Raw genomic sequence first — 17,958 nt, forward strand, 5'->3', positions numbered from 1 at the left:
GGCAACAAGCACTAATTTTTAAGATCTTCTGACTTTATTCATCTCTTAGACTATCGACGGGGTTGGTCCTGATAGCCTTCCAGGTCTGATAACTAATGGTACCTAAGGCGATGAGGACAGCGCCCATGCCCGCCAGAAAAAAGTATATCCAGTTGATATCTATTTTATAGTTGAAGTCTCTGAGCCATTGGTTCATTGCCCACCACGCAACAGGTGAGGCAATAACCAAGGCAACAAACACCAATTTTATAAAGTCTCCGGACAGCAGTTTCAGTAATCTCATCGTACTTGCGCCAAGCACCTTCCGCACACCGATTTCTTTTGTCCGCTGTTGTGTCACATAGGTGGCTAGTCCAAAGAGACCGAGGGCAGCCACAAAAATGGCGACGATTGCAAAACAGCTGAATATATTTTTCGTCCGTTCAACATCTTGATAAAGGGAAGCAAAGCCCTCATCCAAAAAACTGTAATTGATCTTTTGATTGGGTGAAAATTTATTCCATACACTGTTAATTCCGTTCAGGGTCTCCTGTAGGTTTTCGGGTTTAACTTTAATGGATAAAAGTGAGGGATAACCCCGTAATACCATACATAAGCCAGCGTACCCTTTACCTTTTAGCGACTCAAAAATAAAATCATCCACAACACCAACGACTGTCCAGGTATCGCCATTGGTTATTTTTGCTCCGATGGGATTTTTTAATCCCAGGTCATTCGCCAATTTTTGGTTGATGATGGCAGCGGTGCTGTCTGTGGCCATTTTGGGATCGAAATTTCTACCTTTGGTCAGTTGCAATCCGAAGGTCTCAAGGTAATCCTGATCAATCTCCCAGAACTGTCCCTGTGTGGCCATATCGATCTCCCGTCTGCCCTCATTCCAAAATGGGTTGCCGTTTCTTTTGGCACCATCAATGGGAACTGGAATAAAATCGCCTAAGGAAACGGAACTTACATTTGCAATGGACTTCAACTCATTTTTAAGGCTTGGGATCTGATTCCCCAATGTACCAATACCTCGGAGGATAATGACCTGCTCCTTTTTGAAACCTAAATCTTTTTCAAGGATATAACGTATCTGTTGATTGGTCACCAAGGCACTTACAATAAGGATGATAGATGTAGCAAACTGAAAGACGACAAGGCCATTTCTGAATAATGAAGATTTGGCTCCGGTGGTCTTGTTTTTCAATGCGGCAATTGGTTTAAATCGGGATAGATACAAAGCTGGATAGATTCCGGCCAGGCTGCCGATGAACAGTATTGCCAACAATAATGATGGGAAAAAGTAAGGGGATGTCCAGGGGATGGTCAGCGACTTATTGGCGAGACTGTTGAATATGGGCAACAAAACCCAACTCAGCAATAGACCAACAAGCAAAGACAATACACTATAACAAATCGCCTCGAGCAGGAATTGTCCGATCAATAATGTCCTTGTCGAACCAATTGTCTTCCGGATGCCAATTTCTTTGGCCCGTGTAGCGGCATTGGCGGTCGATAGGTTAATAAAATTGATACAGGCAATCAAAAGAATAAACAATGCGACGATGGCAAAAGTCCAGACCATACGGATATCTCCCCGATTCAATATACTGACTTTATCGTCATCGATATCGGAAGACTTCAAATGGATGTCAAGTGCATTTTGTAAGTTGATTTTTGCCTGTTCGAATAAAGGATTGAGCTTACGCCCTGATTTTTTATATTCAGGTAAATAGTGCGCTTTATAATTTCTTAAAATCTCCTTTTCGGTTTGTTCAATATTAACTTGCGGCTTTAATTTAACGTAGACTGTGTAATTGTTACTGAGCCATTGGTTCTGTTCGCCGGGATAAAAGGGTTCGCCTGCGAGCGACATGAAAAAGCTATAACCTGCTAAAGTGGAGTTTTTGGGTATATCTTCGATCACGCCGGTAATGGTATAGAGTTTGGACCTGTTATTATTCAGATACATGGTCTGACCTATAGGATCATTTTTAAAGTATTTTTCCGCTTTACTTCTCGTAATGACAAGTGTATTGGGTTGATCCAATGCATGGGCAAGAGTTCCTGAAACCATGGGTGTCGGAAACATGTCAAGAATAGATTGATCAATATACACAAAGCCATCATCATAAAAGCTTTGCGGGTTATCATTCAGGGAGAGCTGGTTACTTCCTGCGCCAAATAAAGGGTTAGGGAGTATCCGGCCTGTTTTTTCTATGGAAGGAATTTCAGCTTTCAGTGTCGGGGCAACGGGAGCCGAGAGTGATACCCAACGTTGAATTTTACCTTCAATCGGAAGCTGAACGACGAGACGATAGGTGCGATCCATTGCTGGATAGAACTTGTTGTAGCTGGTATCATGCTTGATATACAGTACGATGAGCATACAGATTGCAATACCAAAAGCAAATCCCCCGATCTTTATAAAAGAATAGAGCTTATTTTTTGCCATGTTTCGGCAAGCGACCTTAAGACTATTTCCTATCATAACAATACATTTTTAACATCTTATTGATCGGTAATCGACCGGTCAATCTAGACATTAGACTGAAGTCAATTGTATTGCCATTTTATTAAATTGCTGTTTTTCAGTGTTTTGTTTTGTTTTTTGGATTTTGTGGCTGTACGATATCGAACAGTTTTTCGTCCAATACCGCACAAATCATCTTATTAAAGGGCTCTAGGAAAGTATCCTAATCCTTAATCTCTTTCAGTTGGAGGTGCTCGCAGAGTTCGAGCATCATTTTGGCCGGATCTGTATCAATGGCCAGAGCAATCAAATACATTTCATCTAACCGTAATTTAGCGGTCTCGGTCATGGTCAATTCATTGATTCTCGCTTTACTTAATCCTGTTTTGCGGGCAATCTGGGATTTATTCACAGATTTCTTCGCTAAAAATTCGCCTAGTTTTGTCATCCTTTTATTTAATAATCTGTCCTTTTGTATAGATAAATATAGATAATGTTATTTTTATTTATACAAATGTTTTTGTTTTTGAAATATTTTCTATTTCTTTGTATCGAAAATCTATATGATTTCAATGTGTGAATGATGAAAACAGCGAAAATCCAAAGACTTATACCAATTATAAACTTTCATTCCCTTTAGCTAAATAATAGTTTGCACTATTTAAATTTCGCACACCTACGGCTAATTTTTTATTATTCATCCCGTAAACTATTGACGGGATTAATGCGGGCCGTCTGGAATATCCGGACAGCAATAATCGTTAACGTCGTCACACCCATAAACAATCCCGTGAAAACAAAGAGAGCAATCGGAACATCGATATGGTAGTAAAAATTTTCCAGCCATTTGTGCGTAAACCACCATGCTATGGGGAAAGCGATTAGAATCGCAATCAGCAAGAGCGCGATAAAGGATCTGGAAATCATATAGGTGATCGTATTTACCGAAGCACCGAGCACTTTACGGATACCGATTTCTTTTACCCGTCGTTCTAGCGTATAAATGGCAATGGCTACGATCCCTAAGATAGCAATCAGCATACTGGCTCCTGTAAAAAATGCCAATTGCTGGTACTGCTTTTTCTCTTTGTTATATTGATGCTGCACCTGATCTTCCTGCCAGTTGAATTGCGCGATCCGATTAGGGAAAAAGTGGTTCCAGGTGCTGTTTACCAAGGCTAAAGCTTCCTTTTTCTTACCTTCTTGCACGCGGATAAGCATGCAGCTGCCTTCCCATTCATTTTGCGATTTAATCGCAAAAGGACCGATCGGAAACTTTAAACTTGCTCCGTTGAACTCTTTAAATACGCCTACAGGTGTATTGTTTAAAGGCTCATTGCTCTTATTAAGTTTTAAAGACAGCCGCTGGGCGGTCTGTTCGGAAACGAGCATATTGGTAAGTACCCGTTGTCCGGCCTGAATCGAATCTGTAAACGGTCTATCCAGCGCATAGTCCGCACTTAAAGGCCGGCCACTAAGGAGCTTTATGCCCATTGTTTTGATGTAATCATAATCCGCATAGACAAATACCACTGGGAGTTCTTTGTTCGGATTGTTAGGGTCTGCTACTGTTTTAAAATCCACACTACCACTAAAGGGCGTCCAGCTTGTGAGACTGACCGAAGAGATGTACGAATGTTTTAATAGCTCCTGTTTGAAGGCCTGATCCTTCCCCTCCCAGGAGGTATAATTGATAGCCAAGAGATTTTTGGGCTCATAGCCAAGATCTTTGTTGTACAGATAGTGCAATTGCGCACGCATGGACATCATACAGATCGCTACGACGATGGCAATGGCAAACTGGAAAATCACCAATACTTTGGTAAATGCCATATTTAGGGGGAGCTTGAAGAAAGAAAGCTGTTTCCGAAGTTCTAGGGACGGATGTGTTTTTGATAGTGACATGGCTGTAGGTAGGCTACAAATCCAGCCCAGAACGATCCAAATAGATAGCAGTCCAACAAACATGAAGAAGGAATGTTGGTAGCTCATGGTCAAAGGATGTTCTAAATAGTGCTCAAATGCAGGAAATATAAGCACGTAACTCAAAAATGCAATCAGAAAAGAGCCGGCAAAGAGCATGGTACTCTCAAGGCCCATCTGTAGGATCAGATTTTTTCGGCTTGCTCCCAGTACTTTGCGGATACCGATCTGTTGTGTACGTTTGAGCGCATGTGCAAAGCTCAGGTTGATGTAATTGATACTGACCAATACAAGGATCAAGATCGCTATTCCTGCTAGCAGATAAATATCTTGCATAGGGTTCTCCCATCCTGTAATACTTCGCAAGTGTATATCAGTGATGGGTTCAATGAAAAGATTGTGCTCTTTCAGCCAATCACCTAGTTTTTGCGTATTATACCACTTGTTTATCTTGTCTGAAAAACTTTTAACATCAGTTGTACTTTTGAGCAACAGAATTTGTGTTTGTAACGAACCACTTTTTTCGGGATTGAATTCATTCACCTTAGGCATCAGCACAAAGGCTTCGGCCTGAAAGGAAGAGTTATGGGGCATATCCTCGATAATTGCATTAACATAGTAAGCTTCGGGTTTCCCTTCTTGTGGTTTATTGTAGAATGTGCTACCGAGCACGTCTTTGCCACCGAAGTATTTTTGTACCCCAGAGGCTGTCAATGTGATATTTTTTGCTCCGGCAATAACGTGTTTCGGATTACCTGCGATGATTTTTGTATCAAAAAGATTGAAAAAACCGCTGTCGATTTCCAGCGTATTGATTTCGGTAAACTGCTTTGAGCCCTTGTTTATTGTTAATTTTGTTGAAAATGAATGGATTGAAGTATAGCCAAGTACTTCTGGGAAATGAGCTTTTAATGTTGCAGAGATACCTTCAGGAGCTCCCGAATTATTGTTTGTGAATCCTTCCTGTATTTCTTTGGGCACAATTCGCATTCTGTAGAGCTCTTTGGAGTTGCTCCATTGTCTGTCGTAGGAAAGCTCATCAACCACAAGCGCACTGATTAGCATAAAAACCAGCAGGGCAATCGTTAAACCAACGAGGTTTGATAGCGAATAGATACGATTGCGCATCAATGTCCGCCAAGCGGTTTTAAGATAGTTCTTTATCATACTGTTTATATGGATTGGTTTCTGACATTATTCATCTCTCAATTTTTCAACCGGATTAAATCGGGTGGCCCGAAATACAATAATGGCAACCAATAAACTTAGTAAACCAATTAATGTTCCTAGTGGTAACAAGTAGGTAAGAACATTGATATCTATGCGGATGATGTAATTTTGAAGCCAGTATTGCATCAATAGATAACTCAGTGGAACCGTCGTCAATGCCGCAAATAGGAATATTCCGTAGTACTCCTTCGAAAATAACACCATTAAATGTGCTAACGATGCACCGAGTACTTTGCGGATACCGACTTCTTTATTCCGCAAATGGATGGAAAGGGATATTAATCCGGTGAGCCCCAATGCCACGATCAGCAGCGAAACGACCGTAGCCAACTGTGATGCACGATGCAGCTGCAGTTCAGTTTCATATAAATTTTTGATGCGTTCATCCATAAATTGATATTCGAAAGGAGCATCAGGCATCAACGTTTTCCATTTTTTTTCGAGTTGTTGTACTGTATTGGAAAGAGAGCCTTGCTTTAAACGGATGCTAAGGTATCGATATTGTAAGCTTTCCTGTACATCTATCCATACGATAGGCGGAGAGGCCTGGTGAAGTGAATTGGCCACAAAGTTTTCAGCAACGCCTAAAATAGTCATTTTGTAACTTGGATCAGCTAGAGCAATCTGCTGACCAATAGCTTGCTCGGCATTTTTAAAACCAAAATCGTCCATGGCTTTTTTATTGATCACAACTGGCCTATTATTCGCATTGGCAACATAGTTTTTAGGGAGAAAAGTTCCAGCAACTAGTGGTATCTCATAGGTCTCCAAAAAGTGACTATCACTTGTAATCCGTTGTACCTGGATTTCTTTGTCGTCAGTCGTCCCGAATGCTGGCTGCATATTGGATCCCAGCAATCCAGGTATTTCATAAGATAAGGTTACTGATTTAACTTCTGGTTGCAAGCTGAGTTCTTGTTGCACAGTCTCCATTTTGCGAACGCCATTTTCGGACCAGTCTCTGGGTACTTGGACAGTTAATAAATAGTCTTTGTTGTAACCTAGATTGCTATGGAGAAATAGATCAACTTGTTTAGAAATAATTAGCGTACAGACAAGCAGGAGCAAAGCTACCCCAAATTGAAAAAACAAAAGAATTTTTCGCACCAGCTGTTTGCCTCCTAGCGTCGAAAATTGATTTTTGACTGCAGGAAGTACCGCTATATTGGAAAGTTTAATGGCTGGGTAGAGCCCGGCCAGTAGGCCAATGAATAACGTCATTATACCCAATAATCCAAAAAAGTAAATCGGCAATTCCACTAAGGTGGGCAGCTTTCGCATCAAGATATGCTCAAAAATTGGACTTGCGATGATATAAAGCGGCAGACTGATCAATGCTGCTATGCTCACGATTAGGATATATTCGGTCATCAATTGCCTGATAAGCTGTATTCGAGATGATCCCATCATCTTGCGAACACCGATTTCCTTTAATCGGGTAATGTGCTGAGCGATACTAAAATTGATGAAATTGATGATAGCCATAATCAGGATAAAAATGGCCGTCCAAATCAATGTCTGTATCATTTTACGCACGGCCCCTTGGTTGTCATCCAAATAATAGGTTTTCAATGGTTTTAGATCAGGGCTATATTCACTGGAAAATTCCTTATCGGTATTTTTTCTTACCAACGTTTCAATGGCGGCATCTACGCGATCCAAGCTTACACCTGGTTTCAATTCGATATAACCGGCAATATAAGGGTTATTCCAATTGTCTATAGATCGACCAAAGAATTCCTCATTGATGATCGGTAAAAATATGTCTGCATGCATATTCTTTGTGAGATCCATAATGGCATTTTGGACGTCGGATCTAATGATTGCTGTAATTTCAAAATCGTGTTTTTCACCCTTGAAATTTTTTATCTGTAGCGATTTGCCGAGTACATCCACATGCCCGAAATATTTTATGGCAGCTTTGTCACTGATGACAACTGAAAAGGGATTATTTAAAGCCGTATTAGCATTGCCCGCCAGCATATGGAATCCGAACATCGTCAATAGGCTGGGATCTCCGAGAGACATCCCTTCTTCATGGATTGTCGAACCGTTGGCTACGATACCTGTCAATCCATCAATCCGATAATAATTAGAGACCAGATTGGGATACTCCTCATGTAAGGCTTTAGGGAGCGCCCCTAATGTGGTTAAGTTAATACCAAATCCTTCTTTCTTATACTTGCTTTGCAACAAAAATTGCCGGTCAAGATTTCTGATGCTGCTATTCACTTGATGTACATCCCATATATAGGCGCCTACAAGTAGGAGAAAAGTAATACCGCAGGTCAATCCAATTAGATTGATCAGATTTTGCACTTTTTTCTTTCCGATATTTCGCCAAGCAATTTTGAAGTTTGTAAAGTTCATTGTTTTATACTAAGAATTTATTCCGGTCGTGGAGCTGCTAATAGCTTGTGTGCTCCACTTAAAAAATTAAAAATACAAATGTTTGGCCAAGCAATTATCCTGTTGATCATTAACGGGTTGCCTTCCTCATTCTTTTACTTGCTGTTCGATATCGGACAGTGCTTTGTCCACCGCTGAACAGACAAGTCTATTTTATTCATCGCGTAGACTGTCAACAGGCTTTGTTATGGCCGCGCGTATCGCTTGTGAACTTACAGTAATTAAAGCAATAAAGACGGCTAGAGCTCCTGCTAGCACAAACATCCACCATTGCATCTCAATACGGTACGCGAAATTCTCTAACCATTTGTGCATTATCCACCAAGCTAGGGGAGAAGCAATGATAATGGCACTGAGAACGAGTTTGACGAACTCAATGGAAAGCATGAGTGTGATATCTGAAACTGTAGCCCCAATAACCTTTCGGACCCCTATTTCTTTTCTGCGTTGATTGGCGGTGAAAATAGCCAAGCCGAATAAACCAAGGCAGGCCACAAAAATAGTCAGTCCTGCAAAGATGCTCAGTAATTTACCCGTTTTCACTTCTGCTTGGTAGGTTTGTGCGTATCGGTCATCCAAAAAGGAATAGCTGAATGGAATGTCTGTTGGAAAGGAGCGATAGAGAGACGCTAATTTTTGAATGAGCTTATCCATATCGGCTGTTTGTATTTTGAGAATCAAACTCCCGGCTTGATCGCTAAGAACCATCACAAGCGGGGAGATCTGCTCATGTAAAGAGCGAAAATGAAAATCCTTAACGACACCAATAACACGATAGCTTTTGTTGTCTTTATTGGTCAATATTTTACCAAGGCTATGATCGTTCCAACCTAGATCTTTTGCTGCGGTTTCATTGATGATGACAGAAAGGCTGTCACTACCAAATGTTTTTGCGAAATTTCGTCCTTCTTTAAGCTGCATACCCATAACCGGAATATATTCTTCATCTATATCGTAACGAATCGTTTTGACCCATTGATCAGTATTGCCATCTGGATAGATGAAAAAATTGTTGTTGTTACTTTCTCCGGCAGGGAGATAGGACGAATGAGAGACATGCTTGATTCTGCTATCTTGCAGCAATAAATTATAATATGTCTTTTCGTTTTTCCCTAAAGGCCAGCTCGGTATAATAAGGACATTATCCTTGTTATATCCAAGTTTAATATGACGCATATAATCCAGCTGCTGAACAACGACCACGGTTCCAAAGATAAGTCCGACGGAAATGATGAATTGAAATACAACAAGTCCACTGCGTAAATTAAGGCCTTTAGTCGAACGACTTATTTTCCCTTTTAATACACGAAGTGGATTAAATGAGGACAGATATAACGCGGGATAGCTGCTGGAAAATAGACCGACGACTAAACCAAAAGTTAGCAGGAAGGGAATAATTTTAAAAGCGTCAAGTTTTTGAATTTCAATCTCTTTTCCTGAAATTTGATTAAATAGAGGAAGGACAAGTAAAACAATTCCCAAAGCTATTCCTAAGGCAATATAGGTCAGGAGGACACCCTCCAGCATAAACTGTCGCATCAGGTTTTGCTTGTCGGCACCCAATACTTTTCGTACGCCAACTTCTTTACATCGTTTAAAACCACTTGCTGTAGATAGATTCATGAAATTAATTGTGGCAATCAATAGCATAAAGAGCGCAATAGCGCTGAAAATGTAAACGTACCTTATATCCCCTGGAGCGCTGAGGTCGTAGTTGAAATTTGAATGTAGATGGATATCTGTTAGCGGCTGTAGGTAAAGCCCGATCTTATTTCCCGTCTTCTTGTATTCTTGGTAACTCATGCCAAAACCTGCCATAAATTGTGTGGCAACATGTTTGTCGAATAGAGTGGCTAAGTTTTTTTCGAGCTTTTCACGTGAAGCATTTTTCGAAAGCAGTGCATAAGTATAGTATTCGGAAGTCATCCACGAATCTGATCGTGAATCTTCAAGTGCATCCAAAGAGGTAAACACATCAAAATGAAAATGGGAGTTTTGAGGGATATCTTTGATTACTCCAGTAATTTTGAGGATATTTGGACTGTCTTTGATGATGAGGTCTCGACCGACAACATCGTTTGTGCCGAAGTATTTTAAGGCGGTGGATTCGGATATTACTGCAGAATTTGGGGAAGAAATAGCTGTAGACAAATTTCCTTTGATAAAAGGGAGCGTGAAAATTCTGAAGAAAGAAGCATCCACAAAAGCCATTTTTTCTTCGTGAAACACTTTATTATTGACGACAAATAGGGGAGAGCCACCGATTCTTAAGCGCGTGGTTTCTTCAACTTCGGGCAGCTCCGCCTTCATGGTCGAAGCAACAGGTGGCATCACATGTGCCTCATTGATTGTTCCACCCTTAACAGTTCCTCTGAAAACGACACGGACAATGCGATCTGCATGCACATTATAACGATCAAAGCTAAATTCATCGCTTACGTATAAACTGATTAGCAAACAGGTTGCAATCCCCATCGCTAACCCCGTTATGTTGATCAGTGAAGTGGATAAATTTCGGGTTAAATTCCGCCATGCTATTTTTAAATTGTTCTTGATCATATGGATGACGCTTAATGCTTTTATAATATAACTTACTCATCACGCAAACTATCAACGGGATTTACTAAAGCTGCTCGTATTGTTTGGATATTGACGGTAATGATACAGATCAAAAACACGACAAGAGCAGCAAGGGTAAAGTACCACCATTGTACCCCCACATTGTAGGCATAATCTTCGAGCCATTTTTTTGAAAGATACCACCCTATAGGACTGGCAATAACAATAGCGAGGGAGGTTAAAATGAGATAATCTTTTGAAAAGAGATGCGATAGGTCCAGCACTGTTGCGCCTAGGACTTTGCGAATGCCAATTTCTTTCGTTCGCTGTTCAAGATTTTGCATAATTAAACCCGTAATACCCAATGCAGAGATCAATAACGCCAATGTACTGAATAAAATAAATAATTGCACTTGCTTGCCCTCTTTTTCATATTGCTGTGCAATTAGCTCATCGATCCATTGATAAGACAGGTATTTGTGAGGATAGGTATGCTGAAAAATTTTAGATACCGATTGAAGGATATGTTGTTCTTGTCCTTCCCCCACTTTTATCAGTATATTGCCGCTTCCATTAAAATCTTTAGCCAAAATCGCCGTCGGTACGATCTTGAAACGAAAAGACTCACTATGAAAATCTTTAATGATGCCGACGGGGATAATCTGAAGGTCTTTATACAGGACACCGAGTCTGTCTATGCCAAGCATTCTTGCTGTACTTTCGGTTACAAGAGCATTGTTGACTCCGTCCTCTACCAACCCCATTTCAACATGTGTGTAATCTTTGGGAGTTAATAGTCGTCCCTTAACCAATTGGATTCCCAATGTCTTGGAGAGATTGATATCACCGCCGATGAAACTGACTTGGATTTTTTTTTCAGGACTATACTTGTCTGCGATTGTCTTGACAAGATAGCCTGAACCAATTGTCGGTGTCCAGTTAGCTATGCTGACCGATTCAACACCAGTGAGTTGGCTTATTCGGTCTTTTATATCTGTATTTTGTGTTCCCGTGTTGAAATAATCGATGTTGAGCACATTACTGACCTCGATCCCCAAGGGTGCTGATTGCATATAGACAAGTTGTGATTTGATTGTTATAAGTCCAATAATGACGATAATAGTGATGCTAAACTGTATTGTGATAAGTATTTTTTTAATAAACATTTCAACATTCGGAATTTTGGATAGCTTATTTTTCAAGGCATCCGAACTCTTAAGTCCAGAAACCATCCATGCGGGATAAAAGCCAATCAATAGACCAAGAGCGAGCGATATCGTCAAAAAGGACAGTACCAATGGAAGCTGTATGGACCTTATATAAGCGAGATTATAGCCTATAAAGTTTTCCAGTTGGGACAATCCAAGTTTAAAAAGAAGTAAGCTACATAATGCGGAAATAAAAAACAGCAAGGTTGTTTCAAATAGCATTCCTCGAACCATCTGGGGGCGGCTGGCTCCCATGATCTTATGGATATGCAGCGTTCTTAATTTTTTAACGGTTCTTACAGCGTAGATATTAATAAAATTTATGAAGGAAACAATAAGGACCAAAATGGCAACGCCTACAAATATGTTTGTTATTTTTTGGTCGCCACTGATTTCTACACTTCCTAATGGCTCCATATAGATATCCTGAATAGGCTGCAGGCGAAAGGAAGCCACATGTTGTGTGTTTGGAATCAGGTATTCTTTATACCAATGATTGAGTTTCTGTTCAAGCGTTATCCTTGATGTCCCGGCTTTTAGCTGTACAAATTGTTCTGTGTAGTAGCCTGAGCCATCTTTACTTAATTCCATCGATATTTTTGGAACTAAAGCAATGATGGAAGCTCTGAGCGTTGAATTATAGGGAAGATTATCCATGACACCCGTAATGATATATTCGGAAGGCTGATCAGCATAGGGGTCGGCACTTTGGATAATCTTTCCAATGACATTTTCGTTCTTAAAGTACTTTTCTTTAAATTCTTTGTCAATGAGTAAGTTTGTTTTTCCTTGAACGAGTTGCTTCGGATTGCCTTCAAGAATCTGGATGCTCAGCATGTCCAAAATACATGTTTCCGATTCCAAAGCCTGTACTGCTATGGGCTGTGTGGTGTTGGAATCCGGTTTTAGATAATATTTTCTAGATTCTATACGAGCTTCATTTCGAATTTCTGGAAATACTTGTTTTAATTCTGTACTTAAATTAACCAACGTTCTCGACATTTGTCGTTCAAGACCAGCAGTAGAATCTATAGTAACAATACGGAAAAGATGATCGGCATTTTTCCAGGTTCTGTCATACGAATTTTCTTCAATAACCAGGGCAAACACCAGAAGACACAAGGAGAAACCCATGCTTAAACCTAAGATATTGATCCAAGTGTATTGCCAGTTTTTAATAAGGCTGCGGAGGGCAAGTTTGAACGAATTCATAGTCATCTATCCGGTATAAAGCTATCGAAAAAAATAATGGTAAACGTTAGGCTACTCATCACGCAAACTATCAACGGGATTCACTAAAGCTGCCTTAATCGTTTGATAACTTATAGTAGCCATACTGATTAAAATTGCCATCAATCCAGCAACGGCAAAGTAATACCAATGGATCGCTATTCGATAGCTATAATCTTGCAACCACTGGTCCATTGCCCACCAAGCGATAGGCGTTGCTATAAAAATAGCGATAACGACAAGTTTGATGAAATCGATAGAAAGTAAAGACGTTACTTGGACTACACTTGCGCCAAGAACTTTGCGAACAGCAATTTCTTTCATGCGGGTTTCCGCCATGTATGCGATCAGTGCCAGTAAGCCTAAACAGGAAATAAAGATCGTCAATCCTGCAAAAACCATCGCTAATGTACCTATAGCCTTTGTTTCCTTAAATTTTTGTTCATAGGTTTTGTCAATGAACTGATATTCAAATGGGTAATCTGGGTTGAATTTTTTAAAGATAGTTTCAATTGTCTTTAAGTTGTCTGCGATGTTATGGTTTGTATTTAAACGATAATGAATCGTTGTAAACCAAGCCTTTGGACCCAATATCACCATAGGTTTTTTGTCCCCAAAAGGCGATCCCATAATAAAATCTTTGACAACGCCAACGACTGTCCATTTGGTGCCATCGCCATCCACAATGCTATTTACAGGATTTGTAAGATGAAGACTTTTAACGGCAGATTCATTTAAAATTAATGCAGTACTGTCTGTTGCAAATTTATATATATCGATGTCACGTCCTTGAATCAAAGTGAGACCAAGATTCTTTACCGCATCAGCGTCCGTACTAAAGCGGTTGTAAGAAATTCTTTTGTCCTCTTCGGTCGGTGTACCGGAGGTAAATCCCCAACCATTGCTATAAAAGTCTGTTACTGGCGACATGTTCTTCGATACAGAGACTACAGCATTGCTGGCCAAAAGCTCGTCCCGGAGGATTTTATAATTCTTCTCCAGGTCACCTTTAATACTGCTGTAGAGCAAACCATTTTCATTATAGCCGCGGTCGCGCTGTTTAGTGTACTGGATCTGTTTTGCCACAATGACTGTAGCGATAATCAATATAATAGCGAGGCTAAACTGTATAACCACGAGTATCGAACGGATGTTCAACCCTTTAGTCTTCGATACAAATTTTCCTTTCAAAGTTTTGATCGGTTGAAAAGAGGAAAGGAAAAAGGCCGGATAAGTACCCGCTAATATCCCTGTAAACAGTGCGAACGCAAGTAGAAAAAGCCAGGTTTGTAGACTTAATAAGGAAAGACTGAGATTTTTTTCAACAAGGTCATTAAAAAAAGGCAGCACTATAAAGACAAGTAGAGTTGCGAGAACCATCGCAATTAAGCTAATTAGTATGCTCTCAACGAGAAACTGAGCCATTAAGCTTGTCTTACTGGCACCAATTACCTTACGGACACCAACCTCTTTTGCGCGACGCTCAGAACGTGCTGTGCTTAAGTTCATAAAATTGATGCTGGCTACTAATAAAATAAAAACACCGATCCACGCAAAAAGCTTGACAATATCAATCCGTCCCGATGTATAATTTCCACCTTTACCATTGTTATACAGAAAAGAATCGGGATAAGGAAAGGCAAAAATCTCCCCTGTATTTTTCGCTGATAAGCGACCCTCTGCCTTATTGCTGGCATTGATATGATCCCTTAAATAGGTCTTGATCTTACTATTAAATGCTGTTAAAGAAGCACCATCTTTTAATAAGACATAAGTACTTATTGAATTATTGCTCCAGTTGTCATCCACATAGCCAATTATTTTTGCATATTCAAAAGGAAGGAGCATGTCAAATCTGAAACTTGAATTACTCGGGATATCTTTGAGAACAGCCTGTACATCAACTTGATTGACCGAATCTATTCTAACCGATTTGCCTATTGGATCCTCATCGCCGAATAGCGACTTAGCATATCTTTCGGTAAGAACAACACCTTTTGGGTGATCAAATTTAACATTCTGTTCGCCTTTGATAAAAGGAAAAGAGAACATCTTGAAAAAGCCGGGATCGACAAAAACTGTGTTTGCAATAAGCTTCTTTTCTTTAAATGTCGTTAAAAATTCATGTCCCTCGTTGTATCGTGTAAACGCTTCGATATCTGGGAAATCAGCGGCCAATGAGGGGCCTAATATTTTAGGTGTATACGCCCAGGCCGATTTATCACCCTGAAATTCATCACGATTACTCAATACATGCAGACGATTCCCCTTTTCATGAAAGCGGTCCATCGTCATCATGTTCTGTAACCAAAGCACTATAAGCAATGCTCCGGCCATGCCTATTGCCAACCCAATGATGTTAGTCAGGGAAAATGACTTATTCTTCATTAGGTTGCGCCATGCTATTTTGATGTAGTTGCTTATCATAATTATCTTTTTTCTCTATTTGTTTTTAAAGTTGGTTTTAAGGCCTAATTTTATTTATTAACCTGTAATTCTCCGCTATTCATCTCTTAATGTCTTCACTGGATTACTGCTTGCGGCTCTAATGGCTTGGCTACTAACAGTAATGAGAGCGATCAGTATGGCGGAAGCTCCAGCGAAACCAAATGTCCACCACTGTATTTCAATGCGATAGGAGAAATCCTGAAGCCATTTATTCATAGCCCACCACGCAAGCGGAGATGCAATTAAAATGGCAATGACGACAAGTTTGACAAAATCTCTAGATAACATTGCTGTGATTCCCGAGACGGATGCGCCAAGTACTTTACGTATACCAATTTCTTTTGTTTTCAATTCGGCCATATATGATGCAAGTCCAAATAGACCTAAACAGGAAATTGATATGGCTAATAGCGAGAAGATAAATGCTAACTTTGCCGTCTGTTGTTGATCGCCGAATTTTGAAGCGAACTGTTGATCAACAAATTTGTATTCAAAAGGATAAGCTGGATTAAATTTCTTAAGCGTCTTTTCAATTTGATTCAACTGATCGCTAAACGATGATGTAACATTGACCCGAATAACCATGTTTAGTAGCCAATTTTTGTTCGCATATATCAGCAATGGAGAGACGGGATTATAGGGAGATCCGCTAATGTGATCATTGATAACACCAACAATCGTATATGTCTTATCGCCCCATTTTAAGTAATTGCCAACCGGATTTTTGAGTTTCATTTCTCTAATGGCAGCTTCATTGAGCAATATTGATGAACTATCTGCTAGCATCCTACTATAATCGATATCGCGGCCTGCTATGAGTTTTAATCCTACAGTCTTTACAAAATCACTTTCTGTTTTTCCAAGATTGAAGACAATTTTATTGCCTTGTTCAGGAGTAGCACCCTCCCATAAAAAACCTCCGCTCGTATTCGATGCATTTTGTGTAATAGACCAACCGGTGCGTGTCACCGATTGCGCTATGTTGGCGCTAATCAGCTCCGATTTAATTGCTTCGTAATTTCTTTCCATGTTACCTTCCATTGGTATTTCGATGAGCTGTGAACTGTTGTAACCGATATCACGTTGCGCAGCATAATTGATTTGCTGTCGTACAATCATCGTTGCTATAATCAGTATGATCGCGATACCAAATTGGAAAATGACCAGTAGCTCTCTGAAATTCAATACAAACTTGTTGGAGCGGCTTAGCGGTTTCAGTGTTTTAACTGGTTTAAATGCCGATAGGACAAAGGCAGGGTATAATCCGGCCAATGTGCCTGTAAAAAATGTGAATCCAGCTAACGATATCCATATGATTGGATCTGTTAAGGAAAATGATAAAGGCCTGTCTAATATTTTATTAAATAAGGGCAATATACCGATAGCCAGACCAATAGCGATTAGTCCAGAAATAAGTGCTAATAAGACAGATTCAGTAAGGAATTGGGCAATCAGGTTGAAGCGTTGGGCGCCCACCACTTTGCGAACCGCAACCTCTTTTGCTCTTTTCTGACTTCTTGCCGTACTGAGATTGACAAAATTGATGCAGGCGATCAGCAGAATTAATAGGCCGATACCGCCAACCAGTTTGACCTGGTCTATGTTTCCCCCCACAGGTATTCCCTGTTCGAATTTGGAGTAAAGATGCATTTTTGACAAGGGATATAGGAAAAGTGATCCCTTCGAGACATTGTTCGTTTTTTTTGTGATAAAACCGACCAGTTTTTTATTGAAAGCTTCTATATCAACACCTTTTTTCAGCTGCACATAGGTGTAAAATGAATTGGAATTCCAATCCGGCGAGTAATTCTCCGGTTGAACCAAGGGGATTAAATAGGTAAAATCAAAATTTGTATTACTCGGCAAATCCGCGATTACGGCAGTCACTTTATAAGGCTCTTTATCGTCGAGCATAACTGTCTTATCCAAAGGGTCAACGTCGCCAAAGATATTTCTTGCAAGGCTCTCTGTGAGAACAATACTTTTCTTGTCTCCTAGCGCATTGTTGTTATTTCCCCTAAGGATTTTGAATTCAAAAATTTGCATAAAAGCGGGGTCAACTTCGTTTCCTTTAGATTTGATTTTTTTCTCATCGAAAGACAATAATCTATTGGAGCTCCAATAGATTCGTGCAGCGTGTTCTACCTCTGGATATTCAGCTTCCAGTGCCGGTGAGGCGAGGCCCGAAGTAACTTGTTGAAGATTAATTTTTCCCTCGTCTTCATATTTGTTCCAAAGTTTGTAAAGACTGGTATTATTGCTATAAAAATTGTCAAATTGAAATTGATTTTGTATCCATATTCCGATAATCAACACCGCAGTCATGCCAATGGACAACCCAATGATATTGATGGCGGAATAACCTTTATTTTTCCAAAGGTTACGCCAGGCTATTTTGATATAATTCTTAAGCATTTTTTGTTTAGGTTATCGATAAATAGCAAAACAAGAATTTACAAAGTCTCCCGCGTGTTATCTATCGGATGCATTAGTTAA

General features: G+C 40.0%; 8 protein-coding genes. All 8 read right to left on the minus strand.

Annotated elements, in window-relative coordinates; translation table 11 throughout:
• Positions 1-34: 34 nt before the first annotated feature.
• The gene (locus B3E00_RS18245) at positions 35-2,473 is read right to left on the minus strand and encodes an ABC transporter permease (RefSeq protein WP_293939598.1); all 2,439 of its coding nucleotides are present in this window, start codon (positions 2,471-2,473) and stop codon (positions 35-37) included.
• A gap of 205 nt (positions 2,474-2,678) precedes the next feature.
• A complete protein-coding gene (locus tag B3E00_RS18250) occupies positions 2,679-2,903 on the minus strand; it encodes a helix-turn-helix domain-containing protein (protein WP_293939600.1) in 225 nt (74 codons plus the stop codon).
• 245 nt (positions 2,904-3,148) lie between these two features.
• Entirely contained in the window at positions 3,149-5,545 is a 2,397-nt protein-coding gene (locus B3E00_RS18255; protein WP_293939602.1) for an ABC transporter permease, read from the minus strand.
• A 27-nt stretch (positions 5,546-5,572) separates the two neighbouring features.
• The gene (locus B3E00_RS18260; RefSeq protein WP_293939604.1) at positions 5,573-7,978 is read right to left on the minus strand and encodes an ABC transporter permease; all 2,406 of its coding nucleotides are present in this window, start codon (positions 7,976-7,978) and stop codon (positions 5,573-5,575) included.
• Positions 7,979-8,170: 192 nt separating this feature from the next.
• On the minus strand, positions 8,171-10,576 hold the full coding sequence (locus B3E00_RS18265; RefSeq protein WP_293939606.1) for an ABC transporter permease: 2,406 nt from the start codon (positions 10,574-10,576) through the stop codon (positions 8,171-8,173).
• 32 nt (positions 10,577-10,608) lie between these two features.
• Positions 10,609-13,002 carry an ABC transporter permease gene (locus B3E00_RS18270; RefSeq protein ID WP_293939608.1) on the minus strand — a complete coding sequence of 798 codons (2,394 nt, stop codon included), beginning with the start codon at positions 13,000-13,002 and terminating at the stop codon, positions 10,609-10,611.
• 45 nt (positions 13,003-13,047) lie between these two features.
• Positions 13,048-15,441, minus strand: coding sequence for an ABC transporter permease (locus B3E00_RS18275; protein WP_293879643.1), 2,394 nt, complete (start codon positions 15,439-15,441; stop codon positions 13,048-13,050).
• A gap of 75 nt (positions 15,442-15,516) precedes the next feature.
• Entirely contained in the window at positions 15,517-17,877 is a 2,361-nt protein-coding gene (locus tag B3E00_RS18280; protein WP_293879644.1) for an ABC transporter permease, read from the minus strand.
• Positions 17,878-17,958: the final 81 nt, after the last annotated feature.

The organism is Sphingobacterium sp. UBA5996 (genome assembly GCF_002429765.1).
GTDB lineage: Bacteria > Bacteroidota > Bacteroidia > Sphingobacteriales > Sphingobacteriaceae > Sphingobacterium.